Origin of the sequence: Porphyromonas pogonae (assembly GCF_036320655.1) — a bacterium.
Classification (GTDB): domain Bacteria; phylum Bacteroidota; class Bacteroidia; order Bacteroidales; family Porphyromonadaceae; genus Porphyromonas; species Porphyromonas pogonae.
This window is the reverse complement of record NZ_CP143258.1, coordinates 1,861,503-1,878,601: the sequence shown is the minus strand read 5'-3', so window position 1 is coordinate 1,878,601 and position 17,099 is coordinate 1,861,503. Positions and strand designations below refer to the sequence as shown.

Below are 17,099 nucleotides of genomic sequence, written 5' to 3'. Positions count from 1 at the left end.
TCAATAAAAAGTCTATCAGTGGCAGTCACGGCTCTTTTTCTTATCTTTAAATATAAGAACTAAATCATATTTAAAGAGTAATAAAATGGGATATTGTACTGACCTAACTGATAGAGAGGGGCAAGTTATAGAAAATCTTTTAGATGACAACGACCGCAAGCGAAAACATTCTCTTCGTTCTATTTTTAATGGCATTTTTTATTTGGTAAAAACCGGCTGCCAATGGCGTATGCTTCCTTGTGGAGACTGTTGAAAAAGTCGGATCGATAGACAGAGACATAAAACGAGCAGTTTTCCGCCCGATTTTAGTGAACAGACGAAGGAATTGTGATTCTAACTTTCTTGATTTAGCTCATTTTTGAGCTACTTGAGGGGGGCTTCCCCTTCAATCGGAGAAATGTAAGTTATTTGTATACGAACAAAGATACAACATATTTCCTTTGCCCAGAGTAAAATAAATAAAACTGACCTATATTATAGTAATTCAAAGCCAGCAACGTAAGTTTATTATGATAATACCTTGTTGTCAATGAATTCTATAATATCTAAAGCATTGCCCTACCAAAACTTTATATAAACAATAAGATTTAAGTTGAGAAGACATTAATAATACAATAGATCAGAATGGATAGCCAATACCAAAATGCCAAGCAAAGAGATCACTTCTGTTACCATTGATCATTCTCCATTTATCTTTACCTTGCTTTTGCGGGTCATATATTTTGATCCCCATATCAAACCTTAATACAAAATAGTCAAAATCAAGTCTCAAGCCTGCTCCTGTGGATAATGCTATCTCTTTATAAAATTTATCAAAGCGAAATACTCCACCGGGTTGTTGTTTGTAGTCTCTGATAGTCCAAATATTTCCGGCGTCGATAAACAATGCAGAATGAAGTTTGGATATAAGTTTTGAGCGCAATTCTACATTTAAGTCCAATTTGATGTCTCCTACTTGATCAAAAATAGTGGTGCTTTCACCCTTGGACATACTACCCGGGCCTAAAAGACGTGTACCCCAACCTCGTACGCTATTTGCCCCTCCACCGAAATAACGTAAGTCGAAGGGGATATTACGAGAGTTGCCATAAGGACAAGCTATGCCCAACCCGGTATGGAAAGCAACTGTGTTCTGCTCATTGATACGATGAGTGTGTGCATAATCAAATTCAGCTTTTACAAATTGGGAATAGTTGATATTATACAAGTCGTATGCGCCATAATTGTCCTTTTTTTGTTTACTCAGTTTAGATATCGCATAGAGTAGATTGCCGGCTGTTTGTAGATATATCCTTATGTTTGTGTTATCCCTCTCTGATCTGTTATTGACTTTTCGTGATGAATTATATGTAATAAGCATATTGGATCCTAATATGAACTGATCACGATAAATAAACATCTCAGTATAAAGCGGAATAGAGTTCCTGAAATTATCATCGATATTTACAAATCGCAGATAATTGATATTTATAGGATAGAATGTATACTGAAGCTCCGGGTGGTAGAAGCGATTCCATGTATACCCCCATTTGGCTGATAACATGATACGATCAAACTCCGGTCTGGTTTGATAATCATAAGCAAAATTGATATCAGTACTTGACTTGAGGATTTTTGCTGATTTGATCAGATTAAGATCTAAAAAGCGGGGTAGCCTTATACTTGATTCTATGCCATACCCAAAGAACTTTTTATTTTGTTGCTTGAATGACTCGAAGTTCCCTCTAAGTTTGATTTCAAACTGCTCTGCACCTCCAAAAATATTATTGTGTTTGAGTCCTAAAGAAGTAAGAAAACCTAAGTTTCCAGACGAGTTGGTAAGGTCAAGCTCGCTCGTAAATTGCTTAGTTTTCTGCGCTTGAGTAGTGATTTCACAATTTAGGATATGTGGTTCCGTAGAAAGGGCTGTATCTTGTTTATACACAATGTTTGATGAGCGTATTGCCGGCAAATCGGAATAAAAAGAGTAAGTATGCTCAGCAAGCTCTTCACTGTACTCATCCCCAGGTCTTATGAAATTACGACGATATAAAATAGATGGTCGTATATTTTTACCTTTTTTGTCATAAATTACCTTTACTCCACTGATCATGGTACTATCCAGAGAAGATGCTTTAATGTCGGATCTTGCACGATCTATGTTTGAATAAATCGTAACATGCCCAATTTTATACTTAGGTATGCTATCTCTATCTATGATTGTCTTTACCCAAGCCCCTGATTGGGGTAGGGTGTCTACTTCAAATTTTACATCATTGAGTGTAAAATCCCAATATCCACGATTGCGAAGAGCTCGGGTTATCTTTTTGCGTTCTTTGATGAGAGACTTTGGGGAGAGCGGAAGCCCGGGCTTAAGGTAAATATTCCTATCGTCTGATAAGTATTTACTATTCCTATTGTCAAAAATCTCTCTTTTTATGCTTTTGTCTTTTACAAAAAGGATTGTGCTATCTATAAAATATCTTTTCCCCAGCTGTACATCATATGTAACTGCCACTTTTTGAGTCCCTATTGTATCTATGGAAAAAGAGGTCCGAGTGTTGAAATAACCTTCGTTTTCCATAAAAGACGCGAGATTTATTGCTGACTGACGTGTATCTTCAATATTGAATATTACGGGAGCTTCTCCCATTTTTCTCAATAGCCTGTTGATTCCATTGTTGTTCAATGGATTGCTTAGATTATAAAAGAGGAGTTGGGATCTGAAAAGTCCCAGAAATTTTTGATTTGGTTTTTGGATGATATAATGGTTCATCTCATAAGAATTATTCAACTTAATATCTTGAGTAATTCTTATTTTATTTTTTTCAAGAAGGTATTGTCCTTCAGGGATGTTTTTAGTCGTTGAACAACTATAAAGTATCCAAATAGTAGAGATATAGAGCCAGCTTCTTTTTTTCACAGAGAATATCCGGTTGATTTTTTATAATTGATTCCATATCCTCCATGACTCCTCTGCTTGGATGAGTAGCATTTGCAATCCATTCTTCGTTATCGCACCGTGACTTGCTGCTTTCTCAAGGAATAGGGTAGTCTCAGGATTATAAATGAGATCGTAGCATATATGATGGTCAGTGAGGCTCTCATAAGGTATAGGAGGACATTCATTGACATGCGGATACATCCCCAATGTAGTGGCGTTTATAATAAGGCGATATTTGTCCATAATTATTGCGGGAGTAATCTGAGAATAACTCAGTATATTATCTCTTTGAGGGTCTCGACTGACCACATCATGACTAATGCCCATAAGTTTGAGAGCACGACATATCGCAATAGATGCTCCTCCCGTGCCTAAAACCAGAGCTCGATCTACACCTGAAAGATCCATATTCTGGAGGGATTCTTTGAATCCAATGATATCACTATTGTAGCCTATAAGGCTTTTCTTGCCGAAAAACCCTTTTTCTATCTTTATTACATTGACTGCACCTGCCATCTCGGCTTCAAAATCTATGTGATGGAGATATTTGAGAACCTCACGTTTGTAAGGTGATGTTACATTGAGCCCCACCAAATTGGGCTCAGAAGCTATAAGCTGTGGTAGTTCCTTGATTGACTGTATAGGAAATAAATGATATTCCGCATCAATCTTTTCCGCTTTGAATTTTTCATCAAAATACTTAGCGGAAAAAGAATGTTCGAGCGGATAACCTATTAAACCAAATTTTTTCATTTGATAGCCATATAAATTGCACATGTCCCAGGGACTAAAGATTTGTAGTAAGCCTCTGTAAACCCGGCTTCATAAAAAAGTTTGACCATCTCATCGCGTTGGGGGACTGAGGTAATAGATTTGGGAAGATATGAATAGGCATTTGCATCATTGGATATCATATTTCCAATAAAAGGAATAAATTTACCTGAATATATCTTATACCCCCAACGCATTAGACGATTTTTGGGCTCAGTAAGCTCTAGGATCATGAGAGGTTTACCTTCCTTGAGAACTCTTTTTAGTTCCTTAATAGACCCTGGAATATCTTCGAAATTCCTGATTCCGAAAGCTATGGTAATGGCATCAAATGAGCCATCTTCGAAAGAGAGCTTGAGTGCATCTTCTTTTTGGAATGAGATCTTCTCTTCAAGATTGAGGGTTCTTACTTTCTTGGAACCTATCCTCATCATTTCATCAGAGATGTCTGCTCCGATTATCTTGTTTACGGAGGGGATAGAATTGACCATATCAATCGCGAGATCCCCTGTGCCGGTTGCTAAATCGAGTATCTTTTGAGGGAGATAAGGGGATAACATCTTTATCCCCTTTTTTCTCCATTTTTTATCTAATCCTAAAGATATAATACGATTGAGCTGATCATAGCTGGGAGCGATGTGATTGAACATCTTCTTGACCTGATCAACTTTTGATTCGTTTGAATTATACGGTGTAATCATTAATTGCTTTAACAATATTTTGTTCTATTCTATTCTCCAAATCAGCTGATGATTCTTTGCGGAATTTATCACCCACCACATGCTCATAAAGCTCTATGTATCTCTCGGAAACGCTATGGCAATACTCAGGAGTCATCTCAGGAACAGCTTGTCCTTTTTGCCCTTGAAATCCATTTTCAATGAGCCACTGGCGCACAAATTCTTTTGAGAGTTGCTTTTGAGGTTGATTATTCCTGAATTTTTCTTCATATCCATCAGTATAGAAGTAACGAGAAGAATCAGGAGTATGTATCTCATCTATAAGATAAATTTCACCATTCCTTTTACCAAATTCATATTTAGTATCTACTAAAATAAGACCTTTTTCCTTAGCCATCTGCTGCCCTTTTTCGAACAAAGCATAGGTGTACTTCTCCATGATTTCATAATCTTCACAAGATACTAGGCCTTGTTTGATGATATCTTCCTTCGATATGTTTTCATCATGACCTTCATCAGCTTTCGTGGTAGGGGTAATGAGTGGAGTAGGGAACTTCTCGTTTTCTTTCATCCCATCGGGAAGAGCGATACCACAAAGCTCTCTTTCTCCATTTTTGTAAGCTCTCCATGCACTCCCTGTAAGATAACCTCTGATTACCATTTCAACTTTAAAAGGCTCACACTTATATCCAAATGTAACCATGGGATCAGGTGTACATATCTTCCAGTTGGGTACAATATCTTTTGTTGCGTCTAAGTAATAAGAAGCTATTTGATTTAGAACTTGTCCTTTGAAAGGAATCCCTTTGGGCAAGACAACATCAAATGCAGAGATGCGATCAGTTGCAATCATGGCAACATAATCATCACCGATAAAGTATACATCCCTGACCTTTCCCTTGTAAACAGCTGTTTGCTTAGGGAAGCTGAAATTAGTTTTTAGTAGTGTCTCTTCCATTTTCTATAAGTTGAAATTTATGAATTAATATCTTTCAGATGAGGATTCATCCTCAATGAAAGTTGTTTTCTTATTATCGTAAGCATCAACGATTTTTTGAACCAGAGGATGTCTTACAATATCTTGTTTTTCAAATCGTATAACCCCTATACCTTCCGTAGGTTCGAGAATTGATAATGCTTCCTTGAGGCCTGATCTTACTCCTCTGGGTAAATCTATCTGCGTGATGTCGCCTGTAACAATCATTTTACCTCCTATTCCCAAACGAGTAAGAAACATTTTCATTTGATGAGTAGTGGTATTTTGTGCTTCATCTAATATGATTACGGCATCATTAAGGGTGCGTCCACGCATAAATGCCAATGGAGCAATCTGTATTACACCTGTTTCCAGATATTCTTTGAGCTTTGGTGCCGGAATCATCTCGCCCAAGGCGTCATATAAAGGCTGAAGGTAAGGGTCAAGTTTGTCTTTCATCTCTCCCGGCAAAAACCCAAGCTTTTCGCCGGCTTCCACAGCGGGTCTTGATAAAATAATGCGTCGCACAGCTTTGGCTTTGAGAGATTTTACTGCCAAAGCGATAGCTATAAATGTTTTTCCCGATCCAGCCGGGCCTATCGCAAAATTGAGGTCATTACTATTAAATGATTTAACTAGTTTTTTTTGATTATCACCTCTTGCTGTTATTGGCTTACCTCCCACACCATACAAGATGAGGTTACCATTGGCCTTGAGTATAGCATCCGTTTCTGTTTGGTTGCCATGGGCTATATTAACAATATCTTCTTCCGTGAGCTGATTGTATGTTGCGCAATGCTTTTCTATCTTTTCCAGTAAAGAGAGCAACTTTTCTGTTTCATTGCTTTCTCCCAGAATTTTGATTACATTTTTATGAGACATGATTTTGAGTTTTGGGAACAGGTTACCCAAAAGCACAAGGTTAGACTTATTTAATCCGTAAAAAACTACGGGATCGACATCTTCAAGAATGTAAAGCCTTTCTGTCATTCAGTTTTAAATATTATTATTGACGATGAGCACTATGTATTAAATATTTTAAGTCCTCAATCCATTCGGGGTAATTATTTTCTAAATCTTCAATATAAAGAGGCACTCTAAAATTCCAGTTTTGCGCAGGATTTTCGGGATGATTTATTTGTTCGTCTTTTGGAGTTAGCAAATGTAATCTTTTATCAATAGACATCCAATCAATAAGAGGTAAAATTGCAAGCATAGAGTTAGAATGCATATGATTGTATACAATTCTATAATACAAAGGGTCTACATAGGTATTTGATGAAGATATGACCTTGGCTCCAATGTGTATGTGATAATCTCTTTGTTCCTTCTCAGAAAGTTGCTCATACCATGCTCTCAGCGATGGCATATCGTGTGTAGATGTGGTACAAACGGAATGATAGGGGAGTTTGTACAAGTCAGTAAAATTATCAAATGTTTTTTTCTTCGGCATCCTCTCTAAATCAAGGGAAAGAATATTTAGTGTGTGTAACACTTCCGGTACACATAAAGGTATCATTCCTAGATCTTCCGCACATACCAGCATATCAGAACTTTCTAGAATAGGGATGAGACGTTTGAGAGCTACATCTTTCCAGAGATTTATATTTCGATGAACATAATAATATTCCGCCATTTTATCCCAGCATTGGCGCTCTTCATAACTCCAGTGACTATACATAAGGCTTTTGTGAAAAGCTATACGAGGATGATAATTGTCTATTACAACTTTATCTTGTATAAAAGCAACTTCTGTACAAAGATGCATGAGGGTCGAAATAGTTGTTTGTCCTCCCAGGATTTTATCCTTATCTAAAGATTGATAATCGACTTGGTTTGTCCATTTCAGGGTATAAGTGTCTGGAATATCCACCTTGATCAAGATATTACTTTGGATCAGATATGAGAGTACATCTTTCTCGAATAAATCATTCAAATCGGAAAGGTGTATAAGCGGTTTGTCCAAATACCGGAAATCCACGTTTGCGCCAAAGTTGATAATTTCATCACCACAGAGTGGCAGTGCCGGATTGAATCGTCCTAATAATCCTGAGATTTGATTTTTTGGAATCTCCCATATTCTAAAGAAACCCAGTATATGGTCTATACGAAAGGCCTTAAAATAGGTAGACATTCGTTTGAAACGATTACGCCACCAATCAAAATGGTCATATTCTATTGCATTCCAATTATAAGTAGGAAAGCCCCAGTTTTGCCCGTCGGGTGCAAAATCATCGGGTGGGGCTCCTGCTGAATAATTTAGATTGAAAAGGTGAGGTTTTGTCCATGTCTCTACACTGTGGGGAGAAACTCCAATGGGAATATCTCCTTTTAATACAATATGTTTTTTTTCAGCATATTCACATACATCTTTGAGCTGGATATGAAGCAGATATTGTACATAAAAATAATATGAGGCATTCTCAATATTTGCAGGAAATTCAATATATTTTAAAGTCTTATATTTATCATAGGTAGCATATTCTCCCCATTCATGAGGCATTTTGCCGGGATTGTTATCTCTTAACAAACAAAAGGCAACGTAAGGTAGTAACCACTCCTCATGAAAAATACGGAAATCTCTGTAGGGCTTTTTTCTCATTACTTTTTCTGCATTTTCCTTGAAGTGAAGTCGTAAATATTCCTGCTTAAGTGAGCTTACACCTGTGTAGTCCAATGACATGAGTGTCCTAAACATCTCTGCTCGCTCTTGAAAATGTGCCTCCACTTCAGCATCTTTCAGAGGGGATAATGCCGAAAGATCAATATATATAGGGTTTATTGCATCTGATGAAATTGCATTATAAGGGTATGAGTCGTAAAACGATCTTGAGAAGGTGGTATCATTGATAGGTAGCAATTGTATGATATGCATGGATGCTTTTTGGGCAGTACCAATAAATCGTTTGAGACAACCAAAATCTCCAATACCAAAATCAGTATAAGAACGCAGGGAGAATAACGGAATAACGACTCCTGAAAATCGAGGTAAATAAGTACCATCACTAAATTGATAGCCTTGAATATAAAGAGCATCATAATTACTGATTGCCGGCAACTTTAGACATCGATTACTTCCAGTTTCCCATCTGATATCATCCATTTCATACTTTTCTCCGGCTATAAAAAATTTGAAGAATAGCTCTTCATACTTTTCAATTGGAGATAACTCTATTTCTGCACACCATTCACCTCTGTCAATATAACTCAATGGTATGGCTTCTTGTATTTTCCAATTACCCAGCGCTTCAGATTCTCCTGTGATATAGACTCTTTCATTGTGATGAACGGTGGGTGCATAGAGTTGTAATATGATTTTTTTACTCTCCAATGTCCTTTTGCATATACGCTTGAGTTCTTTGGAGTGAGGAAAAAAAACTTCATAGAAAGCTGATGTATAAAAAGGCGAATTACATGGTGTATCGAACCATCTATCTTGAATATATATGCTTTTGTAAGGCTCTGTAATAATAAGATGGTGCATGCGTTTCCATTCTCGTCTTATCACTGTGCCATCTTGATCTTTTACCAAATAATAGTAAAGAAAGTCTTTTTTTCTACTATCTACTGATATGGAAATATCCCAAGTATCATCGTTGATAGCTGATAACTCAAGGGATTGGTCTTCGTTCCAATTTCCCAATTCAGCTGTAGAGCCAACGATACTTAGTTTTTGTCCCCAACGAGCCAAATATTTTATGGAAAAATGTATGAACATAAATTTTACTTATCTGGTTTTCTATCTAACTTTTCTAAGAGCTGTATAAAAATAGGAAAAATAGAACAATGAAGAATACACACTTTAATATTTTACGGATTATTAAACATAATACATATTAACATTTAATAATAGTGGTGATATAATTTGTAATAAATATGGATATTAAATCAGAAGAATGGGAAAGATTATAATATGGGGATTAGTTCATGAGTTTTATTTTCGATACAGCATGAAAATCATTTAATCTTTCAATGAGCTTACCATTTACATCATCATTGTGTGTGCGTATATTGAAGACATAGGTCTTTTTTACATTAGATTTATCAATTACGACAGAAGTACTGATTATTTTGATCTTAAGATCTTTAAATATTATTTTTAATTGTGTTTCAAATTCAGGGTAAGTTTCAATCAATTGAATTTCCAGATATCTATTCTTTCCTCCCCAGATCGTACGTTTCTCGATTTGTTCATCAACGTTTAGTACTAATATAACAATAACCCCCATAGTCACTGAAGGGATATATAATCCAATCCCAATTGCAAGTCCTATCACTGCGGAAACCCAAATACTAGCTGCAGTAGTAAGTCCTTGAACGCTTGCTTTTGTTTGTATAATAGCTCCGGCGCCAATAAAACCTATTCCTGAAAGAACTTGAGCAGCTATTCGTGCCGGATCTCCATGCATTTGTTGTTCTCCTGAAGACCATGGTGCCCAAATAGATACTAATGTAGCCATCGTACTTCCTATGCATATCAGCGTAAATGTTCTGAGCCCGGCGCTTCTAAATTTCAGCTGACGTTCTAAACCGATCAATCCTCCTATAACTAAGCTAAGAAGGATACGTTCTATACATATATATAAAGTAATAGGCCCTGTAATCATAGTTGTAAAGCACCAATCAGTTCATTAATATCTTTTACTTGATGTCTGATCATATAATCCTCAATACCTGAAATAATTTTTTCGGGAGCGGTTGGATCAACAAAGTTGTATGCTCCCACCTGAATAGCAGTTGCACCTGCCAAAATAAATTCTATAGCATCTGCTGCATTGCAAATTCCGCCTATCCCGATAACGGGAATATTTATCTTCTTGGCAGTTTGCCATACCATCCTTAGAGCTATAGGTTTAATAGCAGGTCCGGAAAGTCCGCCCGTAACGGTAGAGAGCAACGGTTTCCTTGTTTCAGAATCAATAGCCATGCCCATCACTGTATTGATAAGTGATACAGCATCAGCTCCTTGATCTTGTACAGCTTTTGCTATTTCAGTAATATCTGTCACATTGGGTGATAGTTTTACTATCAGAGTTTTCTTATAAACTTCTCTTACTGCCTTGACAACAGATGCTGCTCCTGCACAAGTAACGCCAAATGCCATACCTCCTTCTTTAACATTGGGGCATGATATATTAAGTTCAATAGCCGGGATATGGGATAGTTCATTTATTTTTTCTGCAGTTTCAGCATAATCCTCCGTTTGCGAACCGCTGACATTTACTATCATTGCGGTATCATAACCTTTTATTACAGGGTAAATTTTTTCACAAAAATAATCCACGCCTTTGTTCTGAAGTCCCACAGCGTTGAGCATTCCGGCCGGAGTTTCTGCCATACGAGGGTAAGGGTTTCCTTGTCGTGGGTGTAAAGTGGTTCCTTTTACGATAATCCCACCCAATATATTTATATCAATGAAGTCTTCATATTCCGGACCGTATCCATACGTTCCGGAAGCTGTCATTACGGGATTTTTGAGTTCTAAATCTCCTATTTTTACTGTAGTATTTACCATCTTAAACGATCTATTGAAAATATTGGACCTTCAGTACACACACATATATTACCCTTATCTATAGTGTCTTCTACACAACAAAGACAAGCACCCACTCCGCAAGCCATTCTGTTCTCAAGAGATACTTCACAGTAAATGTTTTTTTCTCGAGCCAACTTTGCTACAGCTTTCATCATAGGCTTTGGGCCACATACGTATATTGCATCAGCTTTCATGTCATTCCACAAAGGGTGCTCTGTAACTCTACCTTGAACCCCCAGTGATCCATCATCAGTTGTGACTTCTACATGGCCATATTTCTCGAACTCTTCAACCATGATCACATTCTCCTTATTTCTACCGCCCAATAAAATAGTGGGACAAATACTTTTCTCTTTAAGTTTCCTAGCTAGGTATAGCATAGGGGCAATACCTACCCCTCCGCCTACAAGTAACGGTTTTGCACCGGATTTCTCAAGGCCAAAACTATTACCCAAAGGTAGTAAAAGGTTAATCATCGATTGCTCTCTGATTTCTGATAATATGCCGGTGCCTTTACCTATATTATCTATCAAAAGCCAAAGCTCATTATCTTCTTTTTCAACATTAAATACAGAGATGGGTCTTCTGAGAAATACCTGGTTACCGGGTATAAGAACTTCGACAAACTGTCCCGGCATGATATCCGGCAATTTGTCCCTCTGTGATTTAAGGATCAAAAGGAAATTTCCGGCAGATAGGGGTAGGTTCTTCTTTACGATAAAATCTAAAGACTGTTTCTTAGTCATGATCTTTTAAAATTTATTACAAAGATAAGACTAATTATCCAAGCTCCTCTGCTCGTGTTATATTTAATGAAATCTTAAAATGGGTAATTGTGTTTTTGTAGCCTAATAGAATCGGCTACTATGCATATCAGACGCCTACTTTTTTTCCTTTATGCACATTTAAAATTCTGTCAGTCGAAATCAGCTTTCCATTTTGAACACTTCAAAACTATTGTCCGTATAAAAAACCATTATTTTCTCAATCTTGCGCATCTTGAGTTTACTTATTTCTTCTTTCATCTCTACCACACGCAAACCCTCTGAGATTTGAGTTTTCGGAGGCAGACCTACATCAGCCCCGAATAATCCATTCTCGAAGCCTTTACCCGGAGGTCTATCAACTTCAAAAAAATCCTTTTTACCCATAATGAGCCATCCCGGATTACAATCGGGATAAGTCTGGATAATCTTATTGACTATCTCAATAGTGACTTTGCTCTTGTCCGAAAGAATATTAGAAATCGTAGATCGTGAGATCCCCGTAGCATCAGCAAACTCGCTTTGACTTAAATTGTGTTTGCCTAGCAATTCTACAATTCGGACTTTAATCTTATCTGAATCCAAATAATCTGCCATATTGACTTAAATCCGTTAATTCAAAAATCTAAAACCAAATATATGAAAATTAATTTATGATTTAAAATACTTTCAATTTATATTTATGAAAATAAACAAGTTGCTACAATACATAACATTGATTTATATTTGTAAATTCAATCTATATTATTAAATACAAGCTTTATATTTTCTACAGACTACACTCGTTACTATATATTTACAATCGTATAAAAATATAAAAGTTTGGTTATTTATAAATCTCGCTTGTTTAATAAGCATTTAAATAAAGTATTACTTCTTATATTAGAGTATAAAACACTCATAATCAGCATTATTACACAGTGTATTAATTTCCCCCGCTTATGTGTATTTATATTTATGGATGTAATTTTATTACAGTAAATAAACACTGTTAATCAAATAATGTTCACAATAAATAGTAGTAAAAATCCAAGTGTTTTTACGTTTACAAATATAAATCTTATTTTTCTTATTTACTACAATATATTGCTTTTTTATTTTATGTCATTTTGTCGGAGAGTCCCCCTACTCTATTTGATTAATACAATTATTCTGCTGTTTTACGGTATACTCTACAGATAAAAATAAATTTTGAATTCTCAGAGCGTTATTTATATGATTATCTCTCCTGATTATTTATATATATCACACATATCTAAATTTTTAAATCAGGAAATTATCAACTTTGGCACCTAAATCTAGATTATCCTAAAAATCAAAATAGGAAGCCTGTTTATGTTAAATAGCCACTCTTACCCTACTGTAAGGTTTTATTAACGTGAGTTCGGTCTAAGCGTGGTGTACTAAGAGGGTTGATGGATTGTGTATGATTTCTAGGTTTAATTCCGGCTTTTTGGGTAGCAGATTGTAGGCAATTATGCCGGCAATCAAATTAATGGCGAAATTATTGACGCTTCTATGTCGTGTATGCTCTATTTGACAAACGTTTTTGAGTAGGTCATTAACGGTTTCCACAAGTGCTCTTTTTCTGAGTAATATCCTATCATACAGGCTCATCAGTGTGTTTTTCATGTTTTTCTTTATCTTCGTAATCATGTGTATGTCGTCAATGAAGAGCTTATCGAAAAGACTTTGTGAGATGTATCCTCTGTCGCCAACAAGTTTGCCGAAAAGTTTCTTCGTGAAGGTTCCGCCTTTAAGTGGAGCACGGTCATCCGTATTCCCCGGTGTGATTTGATATTGAATGATTTCACCTCGGTCGTTAATCACAATATGTAGTTTGAAACCATAGAACCATCCCATACTGCATTTGCCCTTTTGGGCCCATCCTTTCATGGTCCTAAGCCCGTGTGCCCGCTTGACTCAGTAAAAAATCATTTATGGGATGCCATATCTTAGAAAAACCTTTTAGAGCTTCAAATCCACTATTGATGATAGCCGTACCGGCAATGCTGGTTCGGCTTCAAACAAGCGTAACTTGAAAGTTTTGTTTTGGAATAGCTATATATTTTTCTGGTATAGAATAATAAAAGGAGGGGGGCAGCAAGCTTTAAAACACTCCATTGTTACACAACGGACTCATCAGATATATTGCGCAAATATTTGAGAATAAGCAAACCACACATCAAACGGATCGGGTTAGCCGGACAACCATTGTCCAAGCAATAAAGAGGAGTGAATGCTTCTTCAAAAACTGACCAATTAATCTTGGGAGAGAGTTTATGCAAAGGGTGCTATCAATGGCTACTAACACTCACAATCTTTAACCTTCGAAAAGATTGTGAGTGAGTGTTTATTCTCCTTTTATTTTCTTTTCCAATTGTGCCAGTTCATTTTTCAGACGTGCAGCCTCTATGAAATCAAGTTCTTTAGCTGCAGCAAACATTTCTTTTCTCGTAATTTCGAGCAGTTCGGTAAGTTTGTCTTTTGATAAATAACCTGTAATAGGATCTGCTGCTGTCGATATTAATGGCTCTATATATGCACCCTCTTCCACTTCCGGAATATCATCTTTAGACCAAATAGCTTCACTATTTTTGACAATCTGTTTGGGTGTAATATTATGTTCTATGTTGTAAGCCATCTGTTTTTCTCGTCGCCGTAATGTCTCATCCATAGTAAGCCTCATACTTTCAGTCACTTTATCAGCATAGAATATTACATGTCCCTCAACATGCCTTGCTGCTCTACCCGCTGTTTGAGTAAGTGATCGATGAGATCTCAAGAAACCCTCCTTATCAGCATCCAATATTGCGACTAAGGATACTTCAGGAAGGTCAAGTCCCTCCCTCAGCAAATTTACCCCTACAAGGACATCATATACGCCTTTCCTAAGATCTTCCATTATACGCACACGCTCCAACGTGTCTACATCACTGTGGATATAACTACACGCTATCTTATGTCGTATTAGATATTCAGTGAGTTCTTCAGCCATTCGTTTAGTCAGAGTTGTAACAAGCACTCGCTGGTTTTTGTCTTTACATTTGACAATCTCTTCTTCTAAATCATCTACCTGATGAGCCGTAGGTCTGATCTCAATAATAGGATCAAGAAGCCCTGTAGGTCTGATAAGTTGCTCTACTACCACACCTTCACTTCTTTCCAACTCATAGTTGGCAGGAGTAGCACTGATGTATATAGTACGAGGTGTAAGGCTTTCAAATTCTTCAAAAGTAAGAGGTCTGTTATCTAAGGCAGCAGGAAGCCTAAAGCCATACTCTACCAGATTTAGCTTACGTGAGCGATCACCTCCATACATCGCATGAATTTGGGGTATTGTCACATGGCTTTCATCTATAATAAGAAGGTAGTCTTTTGGGAAATAGTCCAATAAGCAGAAAGGACGCTCGCCTGCCTTACGACCATCGAAATACCTTGAATAATTCTCAATTCCGGAGCAATAACCTATCTCTCGTATCATTTCCAAGTCATAAGTTACACGTTCGTATAATCTTTTAGCTTCAAATTCTTTACCCACCTGCTCCAACTCATTCACTCTCGTACCCAAATCTACATCAATCATACCTACGGCATTGTTTACCTGTTCCTGTGTGGTAACAAATAAATTGGCAGGATATATTTGTAGTTCGTCAAGAGAACCAAATTCGTGTCCCGTCTGAGGATCAAAGTTTGATATCCTATCCACTTCATCATCCCAAAATTCCACCCTATATGCTACACCATCATAACCTTCAATAGCCGGAAATATATCTACCGTATCGCCTTTGACTCTGAAATTACCACTCTCAAAACCTATTTTATTGTTGATGTAATAACTCTCAACCAGATATTTGATGAGCAGTTCCCGAGACAAGCGTTGGCCGGCTCTCAGGCTGATTACTTTCTCAGCAAATGCATCCGGATTTGCCATACCGTATAAGCAAGATACTGAAGAAACCACAATCACATCTTTTCTTCCGGAAAGCAATGATGCTGTAGCTCTAAGTCGGAGTTTCTCTATTTCAGCATTGATTGCCATATCTTTTTCTATATACGTATCGGTCGTAGCAATGTAAGCTTCGGGTTGGTAATAATCATAGTATGATACAAAATACTCCACCGCATTTTGTGGAAAAAAAGCTTTGAATTCACCATAAAGTTGTGCTGCAAGAGTTTTGTTGTGACTCAAAACCAATGCTGGTCGCCCCAGTTGTGCTATTACGTTGGCAATAGTAAATGTTTTGCCCGATCCCGTAACGCCTAAGAGGGTTTGATAATTCTGACCGTTATTTATTCCGTCAATCAATTCCTTTATAGCTTCAGGCTGATCTCCGGTCGGTTTAAATCGGGACGTGAGTTTGTAGTCCATGATAAATATTATAAATCGAAATTGGACGAGAAATTATCAATTTTATCTTTCGTGCGATCAGGACTAGGAGCCTTATCTGCATAATGTACCGTAAGTTGAGGAAATGGAAATGATATTCCTTTTTTATTAAACTCACTGTATACTCTTTCATTGAATGACCAGTATACTTCCCATAAGTCTTCCGATTTGGACCATGCTCTTACTATGATATCTACAGAGCTGTCATTAAGCTTATTGAGCACAATCTTTGGCGCAGGATCTTTGAGTATCCTCTTGTCTGCAGCAATGAGCCCTTCAAGCACAGATTTTACTTTATCGAAATTCTCATTATACTCTACACCGAAAGTCCACTCATTTCTTCTTGTATCATTGAGTGAGTAATTGGTAACGATACCACTACTCAGACTGCCATTGGGCACAAATACAACTTTATTGTCAAGTGTAAGTATGCGAGTATGGAAGAAAGTAACTTCCTTTACCGTACCTGTCACAGACTGAGACTCAATGAAATCACCTATTCTGAATGGTTTTGTGACTAGAATTATTACTCCACCCGCCAGATTTTGCAATTGGCCACTCAGAGCCATCCCTATTGCCAAACCCACAGAAGCCAAAATAGCAGCAAATGAAACGGGTTGATATCCCAATATATTAGCAATGAGCAAGAAAAGAATTACATATAGCGTTACTACAATAATAGAGCCCAGAAGACTTGCTACCATGGGGTCAAGTTTTTTACGGTTGAGGAGTCTTTCATTAGCTCTTACGGCTAAAGTAATAAGATAGCGCCCTATAACGAATAAGATAATAGCAATAATAACTTTGATACCAAAATTCAGCAAGCCTGCAAGCCAGTCAAAAGAAAAAGCTTTGAAATTGAAACCGTCTTCAAAAAGAGGTTTACTCACTTGATTCAACAAAGAATCTGATTTCTTGATATCGGCAGAGTCAATCGCAACGGCAGGTAAGTTTAATAATGAAAATTTCATATGATGTTTCTTTATATCTTTATAGCTAAATTATATTATCAAAGGCTGTATCTTTTTACAGATAAACGCTCGATAAGAATGCAAATAT

At 36.9% G+C, this 17,099-nt stretch carries 13 protein-coding genes and 2 pseudogenes; 1 reads left to right on the top strand and 14 read right to left on the bottom strand.

Going from position 1 to position 17,099, the window contains the following annotated elements; translation table 11 throughout:
- Positions 1-85 precede the first annotated feature (85 nt).
- Complete coding sequence (locus VYJ22_RS07435) at positions 86-253, top strand: transposase (protein WP_329903290.1); 168 nt, start codon at positions 86-88, stop codon at positions 251-253.
- Positions 254-619: 366 nt separating this feature from the next.
- Here VYJ22_RS07435 and tamL read toward each other — a convergent pair whose 3' ends face one another.
- From tamL to VYJ22_RS07365, 14 genes and pseudogenes are all read right to left on the bottom strand, one after another.
- Complete coding sequence (gene tamL, locus VYJ22_RS07430; RefSeq protein WP_456238421.1) at positions 620-2,902, bottom strand: translocation and assembly module lipoprotein TamL; 2,283 nt, start codon at positions 2,900-2,902, stop codon at positions 620-622.
- Between the two features lie 21 nt (positions 2,903-2,923).
- Positions 2,924-3,676, bottom strand: coding sequence for a shikimate dehydrogenase family protein (locus VYJ22_RS07425; protein WP_329903288.1), 753 nt, complete (start codon positions 3,674-3,676; stop codon positions 2,924-2,926).
- A complete protein-coding gene (gene ubiE, locus VYJ22_RS07420) occupies positions 3,673-4,395 on the bottom strand; it encodes a bifunctional demethylmenaquinone methyltransferase/2-methoxy-6-polyprenyl-1,4-benzoquinol methylase UbiE (protein WP_329903287.1) in 723 nt (240 codons plus the stop codon). The genes VYJ22_RS07425 and ubiE overlap by 4 nt, the downstream gene beginning before the upstream one ends.
- Positions 4,379-5,332, bottom strand: coding sequence for a phosphoribosylaminoimidazolesuccinocarboxamide synthase (locus tag VYJ22_RS07415; protein WP_329903286.1), 954 nt, complete (start codon positions 5,330-5,332; stop codon positions 4,379-4,381). Before VYJ22_RS07415 ends, ubiE begins: the two co-directional genes overlap by 17 nt.
- Positions 5,333-5,356: 24 nt before the next feature.
- Positions 5,357-6,340 carry a PhoH family protein gene (locus VYJ22_RS07410; RefSeq protein WP_329903285.1) on the bottom strand — a complete coding sequence of 328 codons (984 nt, stop codon included), beginning with the start codon at positions 6,338-6,340 and terminating at the stop codon, positions 5,357-5,359.
- A gap of 16 nt (positions 6,341-6,356) precedes the next feature.
- A complete protein-coding gene (locus VYJ22_RS07405; protein WP_329903284.1) occupies positions 6,357-9,068 on the bottom strand; it encodes a 4-alpha-glucanotransferase in 2,712 nt (903 codons plus the stop codon).
- 202 nt (positions 9,069-9,270) lie between these two features.
- On the bottom strand, positions 9,271-9,957 hold the full coding sequence (locus tag VYJ22_RS07400) for an MgtC/SapB family protein (RefSeq protein ID WP_329903283.1): 687 nt from the start codon (positions 9,955-9,957) through the stop codon (positions 9,271-9,273).
- The gene (locus VYJ22_RS07395; RefSeq protein WP_329903282.1) at positions 9,954-10,865 is read right to left on the bottom strand and encodes a dihydroorotate dehydrogenase; all 912 of its coding nucleotides are present in this window, start codon (positions 10,863-10,865) and stop codon (positions 9,954-9,956) included. The genes VYJ22_RS07400 and VYJ22_RS07395 overlap by 4 nt, the downstream gene beginning before the upstream one ends.
- The gene (locus VYJ22_RS07390; protein WP_329903281.1) at positions 10,859-11,632 is read right to left on the bottom strand and encodes a dihydroorotate dehydrogenase electron transfer subunit; all 774 of its coding nucleotides are present in this window, start codon (positions 11,630-11,632) and stop codon (positions 10,859-10,861) included. Before VYJ22_RS07390 ends, VYJ22_RS07395 begins: the two co-directional genes overlap by 7 nt.
- Positions 11,633-11,812: 180 nt before the next feature.
- Positions 11,813-12,247 carry a helix-turn-helix domain-containing protein gene (locus VYJ22_RS07385; protein WP_329903280.1) on the bottom strand — a complete coding sequence of 145 codons (435 nt, stop codon included), beginning with the start codon at positions 12,245-12,247 and terminating at the stop codon, positions 11,813-11,815.
- A 792-nt stretch (positions 12,248-13,039) separates the two neighbouring features.
- Positions 13,040-13,573 (bottom strand): annotated as a pseudogene (locus VYJ22_RS07380) (IS982 family transposase); the annotation flags it as partial.
- 206 nt (positions 13,574-13,779) lie between these two features.
- Positions 13,780-13,944: pseudogene (locus VYJ22_RS07375) on the bottom strand (IS5/IS1182 family transposase); the annotation flags it as partial.
- A gap of 59 nt (positions 13,945-14,003) precedes the next feature.
- Positions 14,004-16,022 carry an excinuclease ABC subunit UvrB gene (gene uvrB, locus VYJ22_RS07370; RefSeq protein WP_329903278.1) on the bottom strand — a complete coding sequence of 673 codons (2,019 nt, stop codon included), beginning with the start codon at positions 16,020-16,022 and terminating at the stop codon, positions 14,004-14,006.
- A gap of 8 nt (positions 16,023-16,030) precedes the next feature.
- Positions 16,031-17,011, bottom strand: coding sequence for a mechanosensitive ion channel family protein (locus VYJ22_RS07365; RefSeq protein WP_329903277.1), 981 nt, complete (start codon positions 17,009-17,011; stop codon positions 16,031-16,033).
- Between the last annotated feature and the right edge of the window lie 88 nt (positions 17,012-17,099).